The sequence below is a fragment of the Coprobacter fastidiosus genome (assembly GCF_030296935.1).
Classification (GTDB): Bacteria; Bacteroidota; Bacteroidia; order Bacteroidales; family Coprobacteraceae; genus Coprobacter; species Coprobacter fastidiosus.
Map to the genome: position 1 here is coordinate 2887112 of NZ_AP028032.1, position 21915 is coordinate 2909026.

14 protein-coding genes are annotated in these 21915 nt (G+C 38.9%); 8 read left to right on the forward strand and 6 right to left on the reverse strand.

Annotated elements, in window-relative coordinates; translation table 11 throughout:
• Positions 1 to 22 precede the first annotated feature (22 nt).
• Positions 23 to 361 (forward strand): hypothetical protein, encoded by a 339-nt coding sequence (locus QUE35_RS11425; RefSeq protein ID WP_022600781.1) that lies wholly within the window; start codon positions 23 to 25, stop codon positions 359 to 361.
• A 61-nt stretch (positions 362 to 422) separates the two neighbouring features.
• Entirely contained in the window at positions 423 to 1160 is a 738-nt protein-coding gene (locus QUE35_RS11430; RefSeq protein ID WP_022390817.1) for an AAA family ATPase, read from the forward strand.
• A 46-nt stretch (positions 1161 to 1206) separates the two neighbouring features.
• On the opposite strand, the gene QUE35_RS11435 is transcribed toward QUE35_RS11430, so the two are convergent.
• Positions 1207 to 2259 (reverse strand): DUF2027 domain-containing protein, encoded by a 1053-nt coding sequence (locus tag QUE35_RS11435; RefSeq protein WP_022600780.1) that lies wholly within the window; start codon positions 2257 to 2259, stop codon positions 1207 to 1209.
• A gap of 54 nt (positions 2260 to 2313) precedes the next feature.
• Between QUE35_RS11435 and QUE35_RS11440 the strand changes: the two genes are divergently transcribed.
• The 4 genes from QUE35_RS11440 (at position 2314) to QUE35_RS11455 (ending at position 7967) form a co-directional block, all read left to right on the forward strand.
• Positions 2314 to 3540, forward strand: a complete 1227-nt coding sequence (locus QUE35_RS11440) for an S-adenosylmethionine:tRNA ribosyltransferase-isomerase (protein ID WP_031258418.1) — start codon at positions 2314 to 2316, stop codon at positions 3538 to 3540.
• 64 nt (positions 3541 to 3604) lie between these two features.
• Entirely contained in the window at positions 3605 to 5578 is a 1974-nt protein-coding gene (porE, locus tag QUE35_RS11445) for a PorE family type IX secretion system protein (RefSeq protein ID WP_009318928.1), read from the forward strand.
• Between the two features lie 284 nt (positions 5579 to 5862).
• Positions 5863 to 7056, forward strand: a complete 1194-nt coding sequence (locus tag QUE35_RS11450) for a pyridoxal phosphate-dependent aminotransferase (protein ID WP_022600778.1) — start codon at positions 5863 to 5865, stop codon at positions 7054 to 7056.
• 398 nt (positions 7057 to 7454) lie between these two features.
• Positions 7455 to 7967, forward strand: a complete 513-nt coding sequence (locus QUE35_RS11455) for an RNA polymerase sigma factor (protein ID WP_022390821.1) — start codon at positions 7455 to 7457, stop codon at positions 7965 to 7967.
• Between the two features lie 80 nt (positions 7968 to 8047).
• On the opposite strand, the gene QUE35_RS11460 is transcribed toward QUE35_RS11455, so the two are convergent.
• From QUE35_RS11460 to QUE35_RS11480, 5 genes are all read right to left on the reverse strand, one after another.
• Positions 8048 to 10429: an endonuclease gene (locus QUE35_RS11460; protein WP_022600777.1), complete on the reverse strand. Its 2382-nt coding sequence runs from the start codon at positions 10427 to 10429 to the stop codon at positions 8048 to 8050.
• A 2-nt stretch (positions 10430 to 10431) separates the two neighbouring features.
• The gene (locus tag QUE35_RS11465) at positions 10432 to 11502 is read right to left on the reverse strand and encodes an endonuclease (protein WP_022600775.1); all 1071 of its coding nucleotides are present in this window, start codon (positions 11500 to 11502) and stop codon (positions 10432 to 10434) included.
• 12 nt (positions 11503 to 11514) lie between these two features.
• Complete coding sequence (locus QUE35_RS11470) at positions 11515 to 13572, reverse strand: endonuclease (protein WP_081705627.1); 2058 nt, start codon at positions 13570 to 13572, stop codon at positions 11515 to 11517.
• 219 nt (positions 13573 to 13791) lie between these two features.
• On the reverse strand, positions 13792 to 14730 hold the full coding sequence (locus QUE35_RS11475) for a magnesium transporter CorA family protein (protein WP_009318922.1): 939 nt from the start codon (positions 14728 to 14730) through the stop codon (positions 13792 to 13794).
• Positions 14731 to 15013: 283 nt separating this feature from the next.
• The gene (locus QUE35_RS11480) at positions 15014 to 17524 is read right to left on the reverse strand and encodes a Kelch repeat-containing protein (protein WP_022600773.1); all 2511 of its coding nucleotides are present in this window, start codon (positions 17522 to 17524) and stop codon (positions 15014 to 15016) included.
• 263 nt (positions 17525 to 17787) lie between these two features.
• Between QUE35_RS11480 and QUE35_RS11485 the strand changes: the two genes are divergently transcribed.
• Together QUE35_RS11485 and QUE35_RS11490 are read left to right on the forward strand one after the other, a co-directional pair.
• Positions 17788 to 19404, forward strand: a complete 1617-nt coding sequence (locus QUE35_RS11485; protein ID WP_022600772.1) for a GxGYxYP domain-containing protein — start codon at positions 17788 to 17790, stop codon at positions 19402 to 19404.
• Positions 19405 to 19638: 234 nt separating this feature from the next.
• Positions 19639 to 21906, forward strand: coding sequence for a GH92 family glycosyl hydrolase (locus QUE35_RS11490; protein WP_022600771.1), 2268 nt, complete (start codon positions 19639 to 19641; stop codon positions 21904 to 21906).
• The last annotated feature ends 9 nt before the right edge of the window (positions 21907 to 21915 follow it).

Below are 21915 nucleotides of genomic sequence, written 5' to 3' on the forward strand. Positions count from 1 at the left end.
TTGTCATTTAATTGTAGATCGTATGTTGGGATTTATTGTCAAGCATTTAGGACGTACCTATAAGATCGGGTCATTAAGAGAACAAGTATCTGTTATCGCACTGATTAATACGCATTATTTTTGTATTGAGGGAGGATGTTCCGACCCGTTTATCTGTTCTTTTCAGAAACTTAGAGAGGGGTTGGAATTTGAGATCGAGGTTACCGAGTTTGATGATCCGTCAGACCCTATATCGGAAAAGAATCAGATTATCGAAATTGATCCTGAATATAGACAAATGGCATCCGATCCTGATTTTGGACTGGATTATAAACTGGAAATGTTTCGGAGATTAGAATCCATTTTAAAAAAAGATCATTAATACGAGTCGCTCGTTATTGATATTTCTTGGTCGAGTGTGACAAAAACGAAATTATTCTATTATGATTTATATCAAGCGTATAATAAATCGTAAACCGATAGAAGAAAGATGCGAATATCCCTATAATATTCCGTCTATATTACATATGGATGAGTTTGAGTTCCGGGAAAGCGTTACGTTTATTACCGGAGAAAACGGGGCAGGAAAATCTACTTTTATCGAAGCTCTTGCCATTTGTGCCGGATTCAATCCGGAAGGAGGCAGTCCTAATCTGAATTATCACACTTATGATTCTCATTCGAGCCTGTTCAATGATCTTAAATTGGTGAGATCGGCTTACCGGAATAAAGACGGCTATTTTCTCAGAGCCGAGAGTTTTTATAATGTATCCAGTGAATTGGATCGTATTTCGGGCCGTGCATTTCAAATGATAAATTATGGCGGTATGCTTCATGAGTATTCGCATGGTGAGAGTTTTCTGGCCCTTGTTCAGAATCGACTGTCGGGGAACGGCTTGTTTATATTCGATGAACCGGAATCGGCTTTGTCTATCTCCAGCCAGTTCCGACTGCTGATTCGGATGAAAGAACTGGTGGATAATAAATCTCAGTTTATCATCGCTACTCATTCCCCTATATTGTTGTCTTATCCCGGAGCTGATATTTACCGCATAACGAATAACGGATTCGAATCGGTGACTTATGAAGAGACTGACCAGTTTAAGTTGACAAAGTACTTTATAAATAATTATCCCAAGATGCTTGACGAATTGGGAGTATCGGAGGATAACAATATATAGAGCGATAGAATTAAAGTCTATCGCTCTATGTATAATGGCTTATATTTTAACGTATTGTAACTTGGGTTGCCCCATATCCGTATTCACGGAAAGAGGCGTCTTGATAATAGAAAGTCTTATATTTTGTTTTTAATTCGGTTATCAATGCATTACGTAATACGCCATCGCCTTTGCCGTGTATAAATATGATTTTTCTGCCTTTCTCGTTTTTGTGTTCATTCAGAATTTCCCTTACTTTTTGCAGTTGATATTGAAGTATATCGGAGTTACTCATTCCTGCAGTAGTATCGAGAAGTTCGTTAATGTGAAGGTCTATTTCTAAAGGTTCGTTTATCGGACGGTGTTTCTTTTTGATCGCCTGCCGTTCCGGTTTTTCCGAATCTTTTTTTTGTTTTATGGCAATTTCGATCTCGGCGGGATCTATGATGAATGATCGCTCAGGAATATCATTGCGCACGATCGGGAAGATTAGGGCATCTTCATCGAAGTAATCATTTTCCCGGAAGCTATGCAGTTTGTAAAATTTGACCGTATCGACGCGATGTTCTACCGATATAGGATTTTTCTGTTTGAATGCTTTTTCTTTTTTATAAGCTATTGCCTGGATGCAGATACGTTCCAGGTCGTTCAATATCTCTTTTCCGAATGTTTCCAGGTGTAGCTTTATGTTGGGTTCGATAGATCCGTGGTATCTTACGAGCCAACCTGCGTCAGTTTTGCAGGAATAGGTAAAATCGAGAAAATAATTGCTGTCGTTTATTAAATAAGCATCGAAACGTGTGATTTGCAAATTCTTCCGCTCTTCCGGTACGAATGCTAATAAAATGTTCAGACGTTCTCCCTCCGGTGTTTCGAGTAGAGGCAGTTCTTCTTCCTCTTCTTGAATAATATTCCGGGATATTTGAGGCGAATCAGTCCGTTTTTCAGGAACAGGATCGCTGTATTTTTTCCCGGCTTCTATCACTACGCATTCTCGTAACAGTACGGGAGTTTCAAACCCGTCTTCCTCTTCGACCAAAGCAATATCTTTATTTATTTTTTTTACGATTCCTCCGCCCACAGAGTTCAGGAAGCGTACTCTATCACCTACTTTAACCATATCTTTATCTGTTTATCTCACAAAGTTGCTTATTTTTGTAGATATATTCAATAGATTATGCAAAAAACACGAGATATACGTATCGAAGAATTCAATTATCCGCTGCCGGATGAGCGCATTGCAAAATTCCCTTTATCGCAAAGAGACCGTTCTAAATTGCTGTTATATCGTTCTGGTTCGGTTTCCGAGTCCGAGTTTTTTCATTTACCCGATCTGTTGCCGGAGAATAGCTTGTTGGTATTCAATAATACAAAGGTGATACAGGCACGGCTTCATTTCAGGAAAGAGACAGGTGCGTTGATCGAAATATTCTGCCTTGAACCTCTTTCTCCGAATAATTATTTGTTGTCGTTCCAGTCCAACAGGGAATGTGTTTGGGCATGTATGGTCGGAAATTTAAAAAAGTGGAAAAGCGGAACATTATCCCGGACGGTTATTATAGAGGGTAAATCCGTGACTTTAAATGCTGATCGGCTGAATGCGTACGGAAATAGTTTTGAGATTCGTTTTTCATGGGATAATCCGCAAATCTCTTTTGCAGCTTTGCTCGATGCAGTCGGCGAACTCCCTATTCCCCCTTATTTGAATCGGGAAACGGAAGAGAGCGATAAGGAGACTTATCAGACAGTATATTCAAAAATAGAGGGATCTGTTGCCGCTCCTACGGCCGGTCTTCATTTTACGGAAGATGTATTGGCTGCTCTGAAAGAGAAATGCATTCCGTGCCTGGAATTGACGTTGCATGTCGGGGCGGGGACATTCAAACCGGTGAAGAGCGAGACGATCGAAGGTCATGAAATGCACACCGAGTTTATTTCGGTCGAACGTTCATTGATTGTATCTCTTGCCGAAACCGACCGTCGGATTATTGCCGTAGGAACAACTTCGGTGCGTACATTGGAAAGTCTTTATTATATCGGTCGGACGTTAGAGTACAATCCCGATGCTGTTCCGGAAGAGCTGAAAGTCGGACAATGGCAGCCTTACGACGATACGGTGGCGGAGATCGATTATCGGAAAGCGTTGCGGAATATTGTAGATTATTTAGACCGAAAAGGTCTGTCGAGACTCGTAACAGCTACGCAAATTATAATTGCTCCGGGATATACGTTTAAGATTGTCAGGGGAATGATTACTAATTTTCACCAGCCGCAAAGCACTTTATTGTTATTGGTCTCGGCTTTTGTAGACGGAAGGTGGCGGGAGATATACGATTATGCTTTGTCTCACGATTTCCGTTTTTTAAGTTATGGAGACAGTTCTCTGTTATTGCCTGATTAAATTGGAGCGGATGTACAATAATTTGCGGAATATGCCGTATAAACTATAAAATAATTTGCATTTGATGTTGAAGCGGATATACGTGCCTTTATCTCTTTTTTTATTAGCGTGGTTGTTTACGGGATGCAACAGTGCAAAACTGAGCACGGCCGACGGACAATTTCGCCGGGGAGAATATTTCGCCGCCGCAGCGACATATCGTAAAGTATATAATAAGACCTCTCCTCGTAAAGAACGGGCGCTTAGGGGCAAGATAGCATTCCGTATGGCAACTTGTTATCGCATGTTGAACTCCGCTCCTCGTTGTGCCGGGGCGTATCAAAATGCGATCAGATACCATTATCCGGATAGTACGGCTTATTTATATTTGGGTAGAGCGCTTCAAATGCAGGGCAAATATAAAGATGCGATAAAGAATTATGACCTTTATTTGGAAAAGAAGCCGGATGATCCTTTGGCATTAAACGGGAAAAAAGGATGTGAATTGGCTGTGGAGTTAAAGGCTAAGCCGACACGTTATGTTGTAAAGCGGGCTAATCTGTTTAATTCCAGAAGAAGCGAATGTAGTCCGATGTTTTTGGGAAGTGATTATGATCAATTATATTTTTCTTCTACGAACGACAAGGCTTCAGGAAATAATAAGAGCGATATTACGGGGGTAAAGAATAATGATATTTTCTTTTCAAAAAAGGATGAAAAAGGGGCATGGATGCGTCCCGAATTGGTAGAAGGAGAGGTGAATACCGAGCTGGATGAGGGAATTATCAGTTTCAGTCCCGATGGCAGTACGATGTATTTGACAAAAGCAAGAAGAGAACCCAATTCGGATACGTCTGTTGAGATATTTACCTCGTCGCGTTCCGGGGCTAAATGGAGTGCCGGGCAGAAATATGAGATCACCGGGGATACGTTGTCTGTTTTTGCACATCCGGCAGTGTCGCCTGATGGAGAGTACCTGTATTTTACCTCAGATATGCCCGGAGGATACGGAGGAAAGGATCTTTGGCGTATTGCTCTGAATGATGAAAAAGGAGGAGTGGAAAATTTGGGGAGTCAGATAAATACTCCGGGAGATGAAGTTTTTCCGTATATCCGTGAAAACGGAGATCTATATTTTTCATCGGACGGACATCCGGGAATGGGGGGGCTCGACCTGTTTAAGGCAAAGATGAATGAGTATGGTGTTTGGCAGATTGAAAATTTGGGGTATCCGATCAATTCTTCCTCTGATGATTTCGGTATTACGTTCGGACCGGGTGAATCCGGATTTTTCAGTTCTAACCGCAATGATGCTCGAGGATATGACCATATTTATAGTTTTGAATTGCCTACGATCAATGTGTGGGTGACCGGAGTCGTTATCGACCGTGACGAAGAACCTGTTCCGGATGCTATTATCCGCATTGTCGGCAAGGATGGTTCTAATCAAAAAGCTATAGCCCGAAAGGACGGGACTTATAAATTCCCTTTAAGTTTAGGTACGGATTATGTGATGATGGCGGGATGCCGGGGCTTCTTGAATGCCAAGAATGAAATGCGCACCAGTGATGAGGAAAAAAATATCACCTATTCGGTCGATTTTATTCTTGCATCCATAACGAAACCGGTATTGATCGAAAATATATTTTATGATTTTGATAAGGCTACATTGCGTCCCGAGTCGGCGACAGCGTTGGATGAGTTGATAAAGATGCTCGAAGATAATCCGAATGTGACGATCGAGTTGGGTGCACATACCGATATGAAAGGAACGGATGCCTATAATTTGAATTTGTCGGAACGTCGGGCTAAGTCTGTCGTGGATTATTTGATTGCCGGGGGGATTGCGGCAGACCGTCTTACTCCGAAAGGTTACGGTGAAAGCCAGCCTAAAACGATAACCAAAAAAATGGCACAGAAATATCCGATGTTTAAAGAAGGAGATGTGCTTACCGAAGAATATATTCTCGCATTGCCTGAAGATCAGCAAGAAATCGCCAATCAGATAAACCGTCGCACCGAATTTCGTGTGTTGAAAATAAATTACGGCTTGTATTGATTTCTCGAAATTTCCGAAAAGCATTTTCAGGGAATTTATACTGTCTTTAGAATATTCTTAAAAATAAAAAAGGGGCTTTCTTGCAGATTCTGGATTATCTTAAAAGTTTTTACTTTTCTTGATTTTGTGACATATTGTTCTACTATTGTGTGTATTTTCCGTATTTTTGTTATTGTATATCGAAATATTTAGGTATATTGTTTGCTATCATTTAAGATTGTCTTATCTTTGCAAGCGTAAAATAGTTAAGATGCAGAAAGTAATAATTTAAACAAATATCACCCATGAATCAGATTTCAGAACGTTTGGCAAGCCTCTCTCCTTCAGAGACGTTGGCTATGTCGCAGAAAAGTAATGAATTGAAAACGCAAGGAATAGACATCATCAATTTAAGTGTAGGAGAGCCTGACTTCAATACCCCCGATCATATTAAAGCCGCAGCGAAAAAAGCGATTGATGATAATTTTTCATTCTATTCTCCGGTTCCCGGATATATGGATCTGCGTAAAGCTATATGTGCGAAACTGAAAAATGAAAATGCGCTGGAGTTTACTCCCGACCAGATTGTTGTGTCGAACGGTGCAAAACAATCTATTTGTAACGCGATATTGAGTCTTATCGATCCGGAAGACGAAGTGATTATTCCTGCTCCGTATTGGGTGAGCTATGTAGAAATGGTGAAGCTTGCCGAAGGTAAAAGCGTGATTATTACGGCAGGTATCGATCAGGATTTCAAAATTACGCCTGCTCAGCTCGAAGCCGCTATTACACCTAAAACTAAGGCATTGATCTTGTGTTCGCCGTCCAATCCGACAGGAAGTGTTTATTCGAAAGACGAATTGAAAGCTTTAGCCGATGTGTTGGCTAAATATCCTCGGGTGATTGTATTGGCTGATGAAATCTATGAACACATTAATTATATAGGAGGGCATCAGAGTATTGCCCAATTTGAAAATATCCGTGATCGTGTAGCTATTATAAACGGAGTATCGAAAGCTTACGCAATGACCGGATGGCGTATCGGTTTTATTGCCGCACCTCTTTGGTTGGCAAAAGCATGCAATAAGTTGCAGAGTCAATATACTTCCGGACCGAGTTCTATTGCCCAAAAAGCTTCGGTGGCAGCTTTTGCAGGCGATCAATCGTGTGTAGGAGAGATGCGCAAGGCATTTGAACGTCGTCGTAATTTGGTTGTCGATCTGGCAAAACAGATTCCTGGTTTTAAGGTAAACGTTCCTCAGGGTGCTTTTTATCTTTTTCCTGAAGTAAGTTACTATTTTGGAAAATCTTTCGGAGACCGTAAAATAGAAAATGCTGCGGACCTGGCAATGTTCTTGTTAGAAGAAGGTCATGTCGCAACAGTCGGTGGTGCTGCATTCGGAACTCCCGAGTGTTTGCGTTTTTCGTATGCGACTTCTGACGAAAACTTGGTTGAAGCTCTACGTCGTATAAAAGAGGCGCTGGCAAAATTGAAATAACCGGTTATTTCTGTAAAAATATGAAAGGGTTGTCTGTTTGCAGGCAACCTTTTTTTTGAGTTTCTATTTACACTTTGTTCTCAGTTCTCATGGATTTTCGTAATATTTATTGGACAAGCTCTTAGAAACTTTATTCCTATTTTTTTCTTTTTTTCTTGTGGTAAATCTGTTATTAAAAGAGGTGTCTTTTTATTGTTATATGTATAACCGGTTTTTGCATTATTATGTGCATAATAGTGAGTGATATTGCATATTTATTTATATTGATGATTTCTTTATAAAATCTTTATACCCTGCCTTATAATACTTACAATATACTTATAACTTCAATTGTACATTTGTAACATCCAAAAGGGAAATGGATTACAAATGTTTAATTTTTAAAGACAGATAATAATATGGACGAAAAAAAAATGACCGGTCTGTTAATCGGGATGCAAAAGAGCTTGTTCAATTTTGCTTATAGCCTGACCATGAATCGAGATGATGCTCAAGACCTGTTGCAAGCAACTTCTCTTAAAGTGCTTAGCAATGTAGAAAAATTAGTTCATTATGAAAATCTGAATGGGTGGATGTATACGATCATGCGTAATATTTTTATTAATGATTATCACCGTAACGTCAATCGCAGAACGGTTTATGATAATGAAGACGAAACAATAATGAAATCTGTTGCAAATGATCCTTCGGACGATACTCCTGAATCTTTATATAATGTCAAAGAAATAAATAAAGCGATCAATAGTCTTTCAAAAGAATATCGTGTGCCTTTTTCACTTTATCTTGCCGGTTATAAATATCAGGAAATTGCCGATGAAATGCATCTGCCTATCGGAACGATAAAAAGCCGTATCTATATGACACGTCAGCAATTGCAGTCTCAATTGAGAGATTACCATTATGAAAGATAGCGTGTGAGTGTGTGTTGTAAAAAGAAAAGAGGAAGCCAAATAATAATCGGCTTCCTCTTTTTAGTTTTGCAGAACAGTGTTTATCGGTTTATATTTATTTTTATAGTTTTTCCGTCAGAGAGGTTTTTTATTAAATATACTCCGGCAGAAAGGGGAATGCGAATATTTCCGTTTACTTCGTATCGGTTTATATAAGCACCGGTAATGTCATATATTGCAAAGATGCTTTTTTGAAGAGATTCGATGATCAGTTCGTTCTGAAAGCTATATATTTTAAATAAAGAGTTCTCTATTCGAGTAATTCCGTCAGGATTATCGTAATCGCTTATCTCTATATCGTCTATATTGATGCGGTTACCTTTATCCTTCACTATTTTGATTCGGATGTTACCCGGCTCGTTAACTATATATGTAAATTTTTGCAATGTATTTGTCAATGTTTCCGACTTTTGAACGGTTTTCCAAGTCGTCCCTTGATCGGTTGAGTAAAACAAGCTGAAACTACCGTCGTTATCGCTACTGAAATTTGCCCCGTATAGAGAAATCATTCCGATACCTCCCGGCTTATCTTTGGCCATTTCGATCGACCCTTTTATGCGAGCCGATTGTTTCCCGTTCTTTTTATCTCCCGATTGAGTTCCGATCAGGGAATTTTCCATATACCATTCTGTAGCTGTACATTCGACATTTCCATTATTGTAGCTTCCTTTTGTTCCGTTCTCAAAAGTTTCGGAAAATGCTTTTTTTATTTCGATAACTCCGGATAAAGGTTCGGATTCTTCTTCTATTTCGGATGAGGATATCGTTAAATCGGCAGAATAATTTCCCGGTGCTTCTGAAGCCGATAGCCGGACATAAACTAATCCGCCTTCTGCAGGAAGGACAAGTTGAGTATTCCATTCTTGTTGATCTCCAGATAATTCGAACGGACTTTCAGTATTTATTTGCAATGGAAGCGAAGTGTCTGTCCCGGATATTTGTATGCGTTTGCTGTCTGATGCATAACCTGTTATTGTCGTAAAAAGCAGGTCTCCATCTTCTAAGTCATATTCTATATGAGGATTTAGCGGCAGAGTCCGAATTGTAACCGTATTGGATGTCAAACCTCCTCCGGATAAATTGTAACTATATTCAGTGTCAGGTGTTAATCCTGATATTTCCATTTTTGTCGTATTTTCATCGACTGTTTTTGGAAATCCCGGAAGAGGAGAACCCGATGAATTTTGATATACCGTAAGAGATATATCTTGTATGTGTGCCGGATTTATCCAATTTGCCGTAAATGAATTTTTTGTAATGTCCGTAGCTTGAAGAGCGGGAATACCATCGACGGCTTCGGCTTTCATATCTACATTAGAAACCAAAGATCCGCAAGAAACGGTTAAATTTCCTTCTGACCGTCCTGCTATTGCCGTAGTATAGGTAAGGGTAACATTTTTCCCGGTTTTTCCTTCTTCTGCCGTGATCGTTTCAGGGGTGACAGAAAATCCCGTACCGGTTATCGATAAAGAAATATTCCCTTCGGGATTACGAACTTTTATTAATAATTCCCGGGATAAAGGATAATTGACAGCGGTCATGCCGAGGTCGATTTCCGATTTATCTTTGGGAGAAATAATTGTCGGTTCATTATTGTCTTCGGGATACCATTCCGTGTCCGTTTTATCTCCCCAGATATATTCGGCAAGTTCGGGATGATCGACAAACGGATTCCGGTTTCCTTGTATTTTATAGACTTTGTCATTCCGGGCTATTTCCCAGTCATCGACGGGATCTTTTTCACACCATTCCAATAACATTTTTATTGTCCAATCCTCAAAAACAGGATAGGTGTTATTATCGAGTTGGTTTACCGAGTTTCCTGTCCATTTCTCGCTGAAATTTTCATAACAAGTAACCATGTACATATAAATGCGAGCAAAATCTCCTTTATATTGGTCGCTCGGTTCCCATGCCGTTATTTCGCCGCCGGGACGACTTGAAGATTTCCCGACTTTGATAACTCCGTTATCGTAAGTCGTTTTTCCATCGACTATCGCCATAGGCCAGCTTCCTTTACTTGAATTGGCTTTTGAATTGGACGGTCTTAATTGCTGTATATCTTTATATGCTTGATTTTTTGTGCCTCCCCACCAGCTCTTTGCGAAAGAGTGTTCTATATTCATTCCCGATCCGGCAGAGTTTCCGTTGGCTTTTACTCGGTTGGGCGAATACATATCTACATAATAACCTTCATCATCGACATCCGTTTGAACGAAACCGGACCAAGTTTTACCCGCTCCGCTGCCATAGTCTAAGACATCGGCTTTTCCTATAATTTTGTGTAGGGCCGTTTTTAGTTCGGCTTTCTTTTTCCCTAATGCACTATCGTAATATCCGTCAGGGATCTGTGCCCATAATTGTAAAGATATTCCGAGAAAAAGCAGGAAAAAAAATTTTATTTTCAATAGCATACTGTTCATAGTCAAAGTTTTATTTTTCGTGTAATGATGTGTTTGTCGTTCTGAATTTTCAGAATATAAATACCTGATCGATTTGCCGGTATATGTATCTCTCCTTGTCCGTTTTGGGATTGTATCAAAGTCCCGTAAGTATTATATAGAAAAACATGTACGGGAACGGAAGTCGTGATGATTATCGATTCCTCTCTGGTAGCGATATGTATGGTGTTCATATCTGTTTTGTCCGTCGATGTCGGCAGATTGAATGCTATACCTTTTTTGTTTCCCCAGATATATTCAATAAGTTCGGGATAATCGATAAACGGGTTACGGTTGTGTTGTTTCTTTTGGACGGCTTCGTTCCGGTCGATCTCTTTCGAATCTACGTTGTCGTTTCTGTGCCATTTCAACAAAAGATCGATTACCCAATCTTTATAACCGGGATACGAATTTCCGGCAGTCATTTCTCCTCCGAACCGGGGAAATACATCTTCATAACATGTTGCAATATAAAAATAGGAACGGGCGAAATCTCCTTTATATTGGTCGTTAGGTTCGAAAACAGTTCCCGAATATCCGGGAAAGGTGCATGTCCCCAATTTGCTGAAACCATTATCGGATTTATAAATTTCGCCATTGGTTTCTCCATACGGATAATTACTTCGTTTATTATTAACGAGTTTATCAGTGGGATAAACATTGAATAAATCGGATTTCATGTCCCCTGAGGCTTTTTCAAACCAACTTTGCGGAAATGAGTGTTCCCGATTATATTTATCGCCTTCTATTGTCCCTCCCGAACCTTTATCCTGATCTGTTACAAATGTGAAATTCGAAGTGTTTGAGTACATATCCCAAACTTTTCCGTCCGGACGGGCATCCGTGTCTTTATAAGCATCCCACAATCCGCTATATCCGACAACTTTGAATCCATTATTACTGATAATCTGATATAAGGCAGTCTTCAGATCTTTATCTTTTTTACCTTCGATTGCATCGTAATATCCATTAGGAATCTGTGCCCACAGAGTATATGCAGAGAGAGTAAAAAATAATGATATTATGCTTTGGCAAACAAAATATTTGATTTTCATAAAATGAAAAATTTAGTTTTCGATAATAACTTTATTGCTTTTACTTCCTTGCGGTGAGACTATTTTTACAATATAAACACCTGCTGTATCGATTGTATATTCTTCAAGATTCTCATCATGTAAAGTGCGTTCCAGAATCAATTGTCCGTCTATGGTAAATACATATACTTTCGTATTTGCCGGGGCATTAGAGATATATAGTCGGTTTGTATTACTATATATGACAGAATAACTAATATCTGTTATGTCGGGAAGAGCTGCAGGATCATCGGAAGTCGTTACTTTGATTTCATTCGATTTCGAAGCTGTTCCTCCGATAGGCGTAACTGTATAGTAATATTCTGTAGAAGGGGTAAGCCCTGTTACTGTTTCGGAAAGGGTATTTCCTACTTGTTTGGGATAACCGTTTACTCGTACTTCTTTGTATCCGCCACCTTTACTGATGATGATTTCTTCAACATAAATACGTTTGTCCGAAGAGGCTTCTAATTTTATTACCGAAGATGGTGTGCCGGCCGGTAGTGGCATCTTTTTTTCTATTTGGCTGCTGACATTCAGCTCATCTATCTTTTTACCGTCCAGATAAATATATAGTGGTGCAGCTCCTTTATATGGAGATGCTTTTATATATAATGAAGTCTCATTACCCGAAAGGTCGAGAGCCGGAGTAGAGATAGATCCGTCTCTACTTCCCGAAGCCAGGCGTACACCGTTATCGCCTTCTATCGCAGCAAATCCGGAAGTTTCCCAGCCTTTAGGGATTTGAGTCAATTCTTTAAAATTCGTATTTAATACCGTGACTTCCTCTCCCGAAGATGTATTATCTAAATAATAGACATCCAACAAATATCCGGTTGCACCATTGGCCGCACTCCACTGTGCGGTAAAAGAATTACTGGTAATATTTATCGGGTCTAATGCCGCAAATCCGTCTATCGCTTTTCCGGTTAGGGTAACTTGTGTAGAATAGGCCAAATCTTTTCCCGATATTGTCAATGTCGCGTTATTCAGACCGACTTCTGTCGGTAAATAGGTTACGGTTATCTGTTTCCCGTCGTTAATATCCGATGCGGAAACAATCGTTTCCGATAGAGAAAAGAGTGTTGCATCTGTTCCGCTAAGAGTAAGAGTCAGATCATTCTCGATATTTTTCCCTTGTATGAGAATATTGTTACTGACGGAGTGATTAAACAATGTAGTTCCAATGTTTATTGTCGATCCGTTTAATGGAGAAATCAGATAAGGATGTTCGCTTCCGTCAGGATTAAAAGGTTCGTCGGTCCTGTCCCCGAAGATGAGATCGACAAGTTCGGGATAATCGATGAACGGATTTCGGTTTCTTTGTTCATTATAAACAGCATCGTTTCTGACTATTTCCTTTTCACTTACGGCATCTTTTTGATGCCAGCGGAGCATCATATCCAAAGTCGGTTTGGCTAAATGAGGAAATGAAGAACTGAATACCTGACTTTGCCAGTTTCCGCACTTATCGGCATATCGGGTGGCAATATAAAAATAGGCACGGGCAAAATCCCCTTTATACATATCGTTCGGTTCGAATACCGTTCCGGTTATCCCGGGAGTAGCGGATGTCCCCCATTTAGAAAAACCGTTTGCCGAAGAACTGTATTTTGAGCCGACCTCTCCGAAGGGATTGTTTGATCTGTATCCGTTTATTTTCCCGTCTGTCGGATATACCAGCCATGCATCCGATTTCATAGGACGAGCTTCATTAAACCAGCTTTGCGGAACTGAATGTTCCCGATTATAGCAATCTCCTTCGTTTTTATAGTTCCCGCATGTATTACTAAAAGAAAAATCTGTTATGTCGGAGTACATGTCCCATACTTTTCCGCTCCGGTTATCCGAAGTTCGATAAACGGAATATAGCCCGTCATATCCGACATCTTTAGCTCCGTTATTTAATATCGTAGATAATGCTTCTTGCAAAGCCTTTCCGCTTTTTCCTATAGCTTTGTCATAATAGCCTGTGGGAATTTCTTGGGCGTGTAAGGATAACATGCCTGTAAACAATAGCCACGAAAAGGAATAAAGTAAAAATTTTTTCATATTTATATTTGTTAGGTATCGTTTATCTTTCTGAAAGAAAAAGGGTATCAAAATTAGTATATATAAATAAGAAAGGAAAGATATTTACATAGAAAGTGTAAAGGATTTGAATTTTTTATTTTTTGTAATGCGATTGTAAAATTTAGATGACAGGTTCTAAGGGGCAAGAGTAAAAAGTATCTGAAGTTTTTCTGAACAAGAAAAACTTCAGAATAACCATTAAAACCAACGACGTTTACGGAATAACCATACACCGAAAGTAGATAAAGTGATTGATGCTATTAAAATGATAGGAAAGCCATACGGACTATCTTGTAACGAATTGGGTACGTTCATCCCGTATAGACTTGCGATGAGAGTCGGAATCATGAGAATAAGGGAGATTGAGGTTAGCTGTTTCATGATATCGCCCATATTATTTCCGATCACAGAAGCGTATGCATCCATCATACCGGCAAGAATGTCGCTATATATATTAGAGGTCTCAAGGGCTTGTCTCATTTCTATTTCTACATCTTCGACCTGATCGGGATCAATATATTTACTGCTCCTTTTATCGTGTTTGATCCTGTGCAGGAGAATAGTATTCCCTTTTAAACTGGTTATAAAAAAGACAAAACATTTTTCTATCTGCAATAGCGCTTGAAGCTCTTGATTTTTAATAGATCTTTCTAATTCTTTTTCGCTCTCCTTTATAATGATATTCAGTTGTTTGAGATATTTCATGTACCATACTGCCGCAGAAAATATGAGTTGAAGAACCAGATCATAGGGATTATTGAATCCGATCTCTTTACGTTGATTATATCGGATAAAATCCCCTATCATTTCATTTTCGTAAAAACATACAGAGATGATCAGGTCGTTTTTTAAGAAAATACCTAAAGGAACTGTCGTGTAGGCATATCCGGTATCATGGCCTTTTGTCGGGATACGAAGGATAATCATTTGCCATTCGTCTTCGTATTCGATACGTGGCCTTTCTTCAGGGTCTTCTATGTCTTTCAGAAAAGACTCGGGAACATTGAGCTCGTTAAGCAGATAGTCGATATCGATCTTGTCGGGTTGTTCGATATTGATCCAATAATTGGGCATCCAGATTTTTTCGGGCATAAGTTTTATGCCGTTCAGATAAGTCTTCATATACAAATCTCCCATACTTTTACAGGTAGAATTTGTATAAAATCCTACCCTTACGTTAATATTCCGAATGATAATCGTCCATTTTGTTTATTTTTAGAACGGTGCAAATATAGTAAAATGATTGTTTCCGTGCTTTTCTATTGTCGAAAATTCCTAATTGCAGTTGAAAATTCTTTTATAGTATATATTTCCTCATTATGTGTTTGAAGTTTGCCTTATGACACGAAATTCATTTTGCACTATTTCTTTTTGTTGATAAATGGATATATAAAACCGATTAATAATCTGTAAGATATACTTAATGACATATATCATTAAAAGATTTATTATACGGAGTTCCTAATAACTGTTCATATTCTGAGCAGAATGCATCATAAGTGCTCTTTGCCAGTCCTACTTTACCATTTTTTACCAGTACGTTACATTTTAAGTGTATGGCATTTTCATCTGTAGGGTCGAATAAGAAAATAATGTCTGCAATTTTGGTAAGGAGTCTGAAATCTGTCAGATTCCCTGATTGTACGATATTCCATAGCATATCTTGAACATAATTGGCGTAATCGGATTTGAAAGAATCGACCCAGTCCTGATTCAGATATGGCAATGGTAATCCGTTAGCGATGAGATGCAGTACGTCATATAATTTATTTACTTGAACCTTTGATTGTTTTTGTAACTTTTTCAGACTCTCGAAAACCGTATAATAGTCGCAAAAGAACGGTTCGCTGCATTTCGTCGCCCAATAAGTATTTGTATTTACTAATTCGATACCTCCTATTTCTTCAAGCAAAACTTTTAGTTTCCGAATGGTAACCCGCCGGTTGTTCTGTGCGCTTTCATCGCTTTTGTCTGCCCACAAGATTTCACACATAGTAGAGTTGGAAATTCCTTTTCCGTTTTTCTGTGTGTAGAGAATGATCAATATAAGTAAATATCTTAATGTCGGAGTAAATGATTTGGTTATATCGTTTCCGTTTTTGTCCCACACTTGAAATCCTCCGAGAAATAATATTGCCGATCGATTTGGAATTGCTTCGGGAACATATTCTTCCATATTTAAGATCACCGAATCTTGAACTGTAGATTTTTTCTTTCTTTTATATATTATGAATAGTGCCGTTCCTATAATCAGAATAATTGCCGTTGCGATATATAACCACATAAAGTCGGCCTTTTCCCGGGCCGGTTGAATAATGCTCGCTGTAGATAATGGCGGATACAGTAATGAATATACGGATATTTGAGATTTGTCTTTTTCGTGAAAAATGGTTACGGCATATAATTTATTGTCTTTCTTGCTGTAAAATAGAGAGCAGTATGCATTTATATCTTCGAATGGATAGGGAATCGTATCTGCTAATGTCCGGGAATTTCCGTTGCTTATATCGAATGATTTCAGAACAATATGGCTGTTACTCCGGTTATTGGGGAAGCAAAGTGTGTAAAATAAGTTTTCGGTAGTATCTATTATCATAGCGTTCGATACGACAAAAGGCTCTTCTTGTTTATCCAACGACCATAACTTCTTTATTTTTCCCGTGTAGGGATCTGCTTCGTATAAATCATAATAATTATAAGGTCCTAATTCTTGTAATCCGCTGATATGGCCATATCCTCCGAATATCAGTATAGAGTTTTCCGATTTTATGCCTAATGCACTCAGATAACGAGGAGGAATCGAACCTTTCATATCGATTTTTTCCCATTTCGATTCGTCGGAATATAGTTTGAGAAAATCATTCTTATAATGATATTCGCCATATCCTCCGAATATGTATAAATTAGAATCTTTTGGAGAAATAAAAGAGTTATGGTGAGTATGGATAGGGTTCTTTGTGTCTTTATTGGCTTGACTCCACTTATGGGTTTTGAAGTCGAATCGGGAGATGATAGGACCGTCGAAGTCATAAGACCATAGTTCGTTTGTCGAAGGTTGATAAATTAACTGGTTCGAACTCACATAGTACGGGTTTCCCGATTGTACGAGGATTGTATCTATGCGGTTATCGGTCAAATGATAAACGAGAATTTGTTTTTGATCTGCAAAATAAAGTATATTATCTTTTTCGTTGAAGGCAATTTGAGTGTAATGTCCCGAAACGAAAGATCGATCTTTTTCCCATTGCGTATGTTTATCTATTTCCCAAATGGGATTGTGTACTATTGCAGATCTACAAGAAACCGAGTCATATACTTCTGCGATCTGATGTTCTCTCAATGGCCAGTATGCTTCTATTTTACCTTCTTGATCTTCAATGCGTATATTTTTGATTGCCATGGGAGGGACATCGTAGGAAAGAAAGTCGGGATGACTGCAATATCCGAATTGAAAACGATATCGAGACAATTTTTTGTAATGATATGGAATTTTGATCTCCTCACCATTAAACGATATTGTTATTTCTTTTGTTTTAGGGTTTATACCGAAATGAACCGTAACCCAACTGTTTTTTTCGTATTGCTCCAATATCTGTCTGCTGAAGGGAGTGAATATTCTGTTTCCTTCGATAAAACTTAAAGATTTTCGTCCATCGGAATAATTGGATACCAAATCAAAGCATACCGTATCGTTAGCTATGATTCTGAAAATATATCCGTAGTTGTGCAATTCGGTTCTGAACCGCAATCCGAAATCCAAGGAAAATCCTTCGGGCAGGTAAAATTCTTTACCGTCATTCAACAATAAAGAAGTCCTTTTTTCTTTGATTACCTCATGGGATGCAAAATTTAAACCAGAGGAGATATCCGTTGCTGAAATATGTAAAAGGAAGAAAAACGACAAAATAGAAAATATGAAAATTTTCTTCATGGCTTTTGTTGATGTATAAATGTGTTTCAACAAAGGTAGTGAATATATTTAAAAGACTAAAACAAAAAAATAAAAAGGAATACCGCTTTTTGCTTTTTGGGAAAATTAATGAATAATTTCCGTTTCTGTTTCTGTAAATTTTAGAGTAGGGCTCGGTTATTTTTTATTCATTCTCTTATTAATGAATAATTAATGACGGCAGATATAGGTCGGGGATATTTTTGCCATACGATATTTATTTGTTGTTTTTTAAATTAGTTGAGATGAAAGGCACGAACAAAATCCCTTTACTTTTATTATTTGTTATTCTGACCGGTTGTTCTCTCCGTGTTTCGAAGCCGAAATATGAGAGCAGCTTAGCTCCTGAATCAGGACAATTTTTTAAGTGTAAAATGTCTTCTGAAATTTGGGTTGCCGATTGCCGTAGGGATTCGGCGCTGTCGAAAATGGTGGCTACGGCAATCCAAGGGATTATTAATCAGGATTCGGCAGAAGTTTATTTATTTCTCGGAGATCATCATGTTCGTCAGTTGAATGATACGGAGCGGAAATATACGGTTCTGAATAGAGATTCGAGAGCCGGAAATGCGGGACTGCAATCATTGTTGGATAAATATTTGAACAGGTTCTCTTATATATATGTATGGGATACTTGTAAAGATTGGACGTGGAATATGGCTTTGATGCTTTCTTCCCAGAACAAAGGCATTCCGTTGACACGAGAATATGCCGATTGGGTGGTGAAGAAATATAATTGGAAAGGTGAAGTTGTCGATTTATCAGAAAAATGGGTGAATAAAGAGGCTGCTTATAATTGGGCTATCGCCGAATTGATGCCGAAATGTCATAAAAATATTCTTTTTTCGGTAGGTTTAAGAGATGATTGGCGCGGAGCTCCTTGGACTTTGTATGATTATGCTACTGCATCCGGAGGATTTGCTTTCTGGTTGGATGACGCTCAAAAAGATGAACAGCAAATTATCCGGAATATTTGTATTGCGGGTAAGTACAACCCCGGATCGATCGTTATGGGGTATGCCAAAAGCGGAGATGACTTGTTGGCTACAGTCAATAATTATGGAATAGGTTATGTGGTCAGTGATTATTATGCCAACGGAAGTTTCTGGAGTGCTTATCCGAATAAATCTTTTTATCAACCTAAAGGGAAAGCCCGAAAGGTCAAACCCGGTAAAATATATGTCAGTATCATATTTAGTGACGGGGACAATCTTCAGTTCGATCAGAATGCTTTGTATCTAATGTGGGAAAATGATTCGTTGCGGGGAACTGTTCCGGTCGGCACTACTATGGCGGCAGGTTTGCAAGAAATCAATCCGTTTTTACTTGAGTGGTATTATAAACATAAGAGCGAGAATGACGAGTTGGTTGCCGGACCTTCGGGATATCAGTTTATTTATGGTCGGGATTATCAAAAAGAGGGTTATGAATCGTGGTTAGAGAAAAATCGCCGTTGGCTTGCATCGGCGGGTTTTCATACAGCTTGTTTTTGGCATGCCACATTCGGAAGTCATTGTTTCGATCGTTTTATCGAGACTGCCGGATTGCAAGGGATATTCGATGGTGACGATAAAACCGGCATCGCATATAAGAATGGGGTGATCATTATGAATCAGGGAGAACATATTCGCAAAGAAGGTGAATTATACAATGCTTTAATGAAGGTCAAGGCAAAGGAGGATGAGCCTGTGTTTGTAAATGTATATCCGATTGCCGCCGAATATGGGAGGAACGGAGGCATTGCAAAGTTAAAGCGGGAAATAGACCGGTTAGAGAAAGAGCGTCCGGGTGTTTATGAGTATTTGTTACCGAAAGATCTTGCTGCATCTGCTGCTCGCTATTTTGATAAGAAAAAAAGATGATCATATATGTTTAATGTATTATAAATGATTGGGTTATAGGATATATTCCTTTGAATAGAAAGATTGTATGGAACTGAAAAATTAATGAATTATTAATGATGGAAAAGAGAAATTTCGGCTTTGTTTATTGTTAAATCGGGGTTGAACCATTTCTGTTAATGATAAATTAATGATCTTTTCTATATTACTATAATATATTCGTAACACATTTATGCTTAGAGAAAATATTGAGCCATGAAGAGTTTTTTAACGACAATTTTATTTTCGCTTTTTACTACCTCTTTGTTTGCAACAGAAGTGGTCGATTATGTCAACCCTCTTGTCGGGAGCATGTCGAAGAAGTTGCTTTCAACAGGGAATACCTATCCTGCTGTTGCTTTACCTTGGGGAATGAATTTTTGGACTCCGCAGACCGGAGAGATGGGAGATGGCTGGACGTATGTTTATACGGCCGATAAGATTCGAGGTTTTAAGCAGACCCACCAACCGAGTCCGTGGATAAATGATTACGGGCAGTTTTCTTTAATGCCTGTTATCGGATATAAGATAGGACAGGAGGAGAGAGCCAGTTGGTTTTCTCATAAAGCAGAGGTTGCTACACCTTATTATTATAGTGTATATCTTGCAGACCATGATATTACGACAGAATTGACCCCGACCGAACGTTCGGCGGCATTTCGCTTTACATTTCCTGAAAGCGATAGTTCTTATATTGTGATCGACGCCTTTGATAACGGTTCTTATATAGAGGTGATCCCCGAAAAAAATACGGTAATAGGATATACTACGAAAAATTCGGGAGGTGTTACTCCGGACTTTAAAAATTATTTTGTAATCGAGTTCGATACTCCTTTTGCCTCGTCTGATGTCTGGAGTGACAGTAAGGTCGTTCCCGGAGAGAAAGAATTGGAAGCCAATCATGTAGGTGCTATTATAGGTTTTAAGACTCGTCGAGGACAGACTGTTCAGGCGAAAGTAAGTTCATCTTTTATCTCTTTTGATCAGGCTTGGTTGAATCTGAAAGAGTTGGGAGACGGAAATTTCGAAAGAATTAAAAAGTCCGGACGTGATCGTTGGAATGATATATTAAGTAGAATACAGGTAGAAGGAGGTTCTACAGATCAGTATCGTACGTTTTACTCTTGTTTCTATCGTTCGGTTCTGTTTCCTCGTAAATTTTATGAAATAAATGCACAAGGAGAGCCTGTTCATTATAGCCCGTACGAAGGGGGTGTAAAAAAAGGTTTTCTTTATACGGATACCGGTTTTTGGGATACTTTCAGAGCTTTATTCCCATTTTTGAATTTGATGTATCCTTCTGTTAATGAAGAGATACAGGCAGGGCTAGCGAATGCTTATAAAGAAAGCGGATTCCTTCCCGAATGGGCAAGTCCCGGACATCGTTTCTGTATGGTCGGTAATAATTCTGCATCGGTGGTTGCCGACGCATTTTTAAAAGGAATAGGTGTAGAATATAGTGAAACGCTTTATGATGCATTATTGGCAGCTACGGATAAAGTACATCCCGATGTTCCGTCGACAGGAAGATGGGGAGCGGATTATTATAACAAACTCGGTTATGTACCCTATGATGTAAAGATTCCTGAAAATGTCGCCCGTACGCTTGAATATGCTTATGATGACTGGTGCATCATGCAGATGGCTAAAAAGTTAGGACGTCCTGAAAAGGAGATCGAGCTTTTCCGTAACCGCAGTCTTAATTATAAAAACGTGTTCGATAAGAGCCATAACTTGATGCGTGGGAAAAATCAGGACGGTTCTTTCCAAACGCCATTCAATCCTTATAAATGGGGAGATGCTTTTACAGAAGGAAATAGCTGGCATTATACATGGAGTGTCTTTCATGATGTACAGGGGCTTATCGATCTGATGGGCGGTAAGAAGACTTTCGTTCAGATGCTTGATTCCGTGTTTGTCGTTCCACCTATATATGATGACAGTTATTATGGATTCTGTATTCATGAAATCAAAGAGATGCAGATTATGAATATGGGCAATTATGCACACGGAAACCAGCCCATACAGCACATGCTTTATCTATATAATTATGCGGGAGAGCCGTGGAAAGCGCAATATTGGATAAGAGAGGTGATGGACCGGATGTACACGGCAGCTCCGGATGGTTATTGCGGTGATGAAGATAACGGGCAAACTTCGGCTTGGTATGTATTTTCTGCTATGGGATTTTATCCTGTTTGTCCGGGAACGGATCAATATGTAATCGGAACACCGTTGTTTAAGAAAATGACCGTTACTCTTGAAAATGGTAAAAAAATAGTGCTGAATGCTCCTGATGTAACTAAAGAAAACCGGTATATAAAACGTATTAAACTAAACGGGAAAGAATATACTCCTACATGGTTTTCATATTCCCGGTTAAAACAAGGAGCCGTAATTGATTATGAAATGAGTAATGTCCCCAATAAAAAACGGGGTATCGATAAAAAAGATTTTCCCTATTCGCTGAGCAATGAAAAATAATAGTTTAAT

Excerpts from the sequence above, each read along its gene's own strand:
- QUE35_RS11425 (WP_022600781.1), top strand. The coding sequence starts at position 23 with ATGTTGGGATTTATTGTCAAGCATTTAGGACGTACCTATAAGATCGGG.
- QUE35_RS11465 (WP_022600775.1), bottom strand. The coding sequence starts at position 11,502 with ATGAAAATCAAATATTTTGTTTGCCAAAGCATAATATCATTATTTTTT.
- QUE35_RS11450 (WP_022600778.1), top strand. The coding sequence starts at position 5,863 with ATGAATCAGATTTCAGAACGTTTGGCAAGCCTCTCTCCTTCAGAGACG.
- QUE35_RS11480 (WP_022600773.1), bottom strand. The coding sequence starts at position 17,524 with ATGAAGAAAATTTTCATATTTTCTATTTTGTCGTTTTTCTTCCTTTTA.
- QUE35_RS11470 (WP_081705627.1), bottom strand. The coding sequence starts at position 13,572 with ATGAAAAAATTTTTACTTTATTCCTTTTCGTGGCTATTGTTTACAGGC.
- QUE35_RS11485 (WP_022600772.1), top strand. The coding sequence starts at position 17,788 with ATGAAAGGCACGAACAAAATCCCTTTACTTTTATTATTTGTTATTCTG.
- QUE35_RS11455 (WP_022390821.1), top strand. The coding sequence starts at position 7,455 with ATGGACGAAAAAAAAATGACCGGTCTGTTAATCGGGATGCAAAAGAGC.
- porE (WP_009318928.1), top strand. The coding sequence starts at position 3,605 with ATGTTGAAGCGGATATACGTGCCTTTATCTCTTTTTTTATTAGCGTGG.
- QUE35_RS11430 (WP_022390817.1), top strand. The coding sequence starts at position 423 with ATGATTTATATCAAGCGTATAATAAATCGTAAACCGATAGAAGAAAGA.
- QUE35_RS11435 (WP_022600780.1), bottom strand. The coding sequence starts at position 2,259 with ATGGTTAAAGTAGGTGATAGAGTACGCTTCCTGAACTCTGTGGGCGGA.
- QUE35_RS11490 (WP_022600771.1), top strand. The coding sequence starts at position 19,639 with ATGAAGAGTTTTTTAACGACAATTTTATTTTCGCTTTTTACTACCTCT.
- QUE35_RS11475 (WP_009318922.1), bottom strand. The coding sequence starts at position 14,730 with ATGGGAGATTTGTATATGAAGACTTATCTGAACGGCATAAAACTTATG.
- QUE35_RS11460 (WP_022600777.1), bottom strand. The coding sequence starts at position 10,429 with ATGAACAGTATGCTATTGAAAATAAAATTTTTTTTCCTGCTTTTTCTC.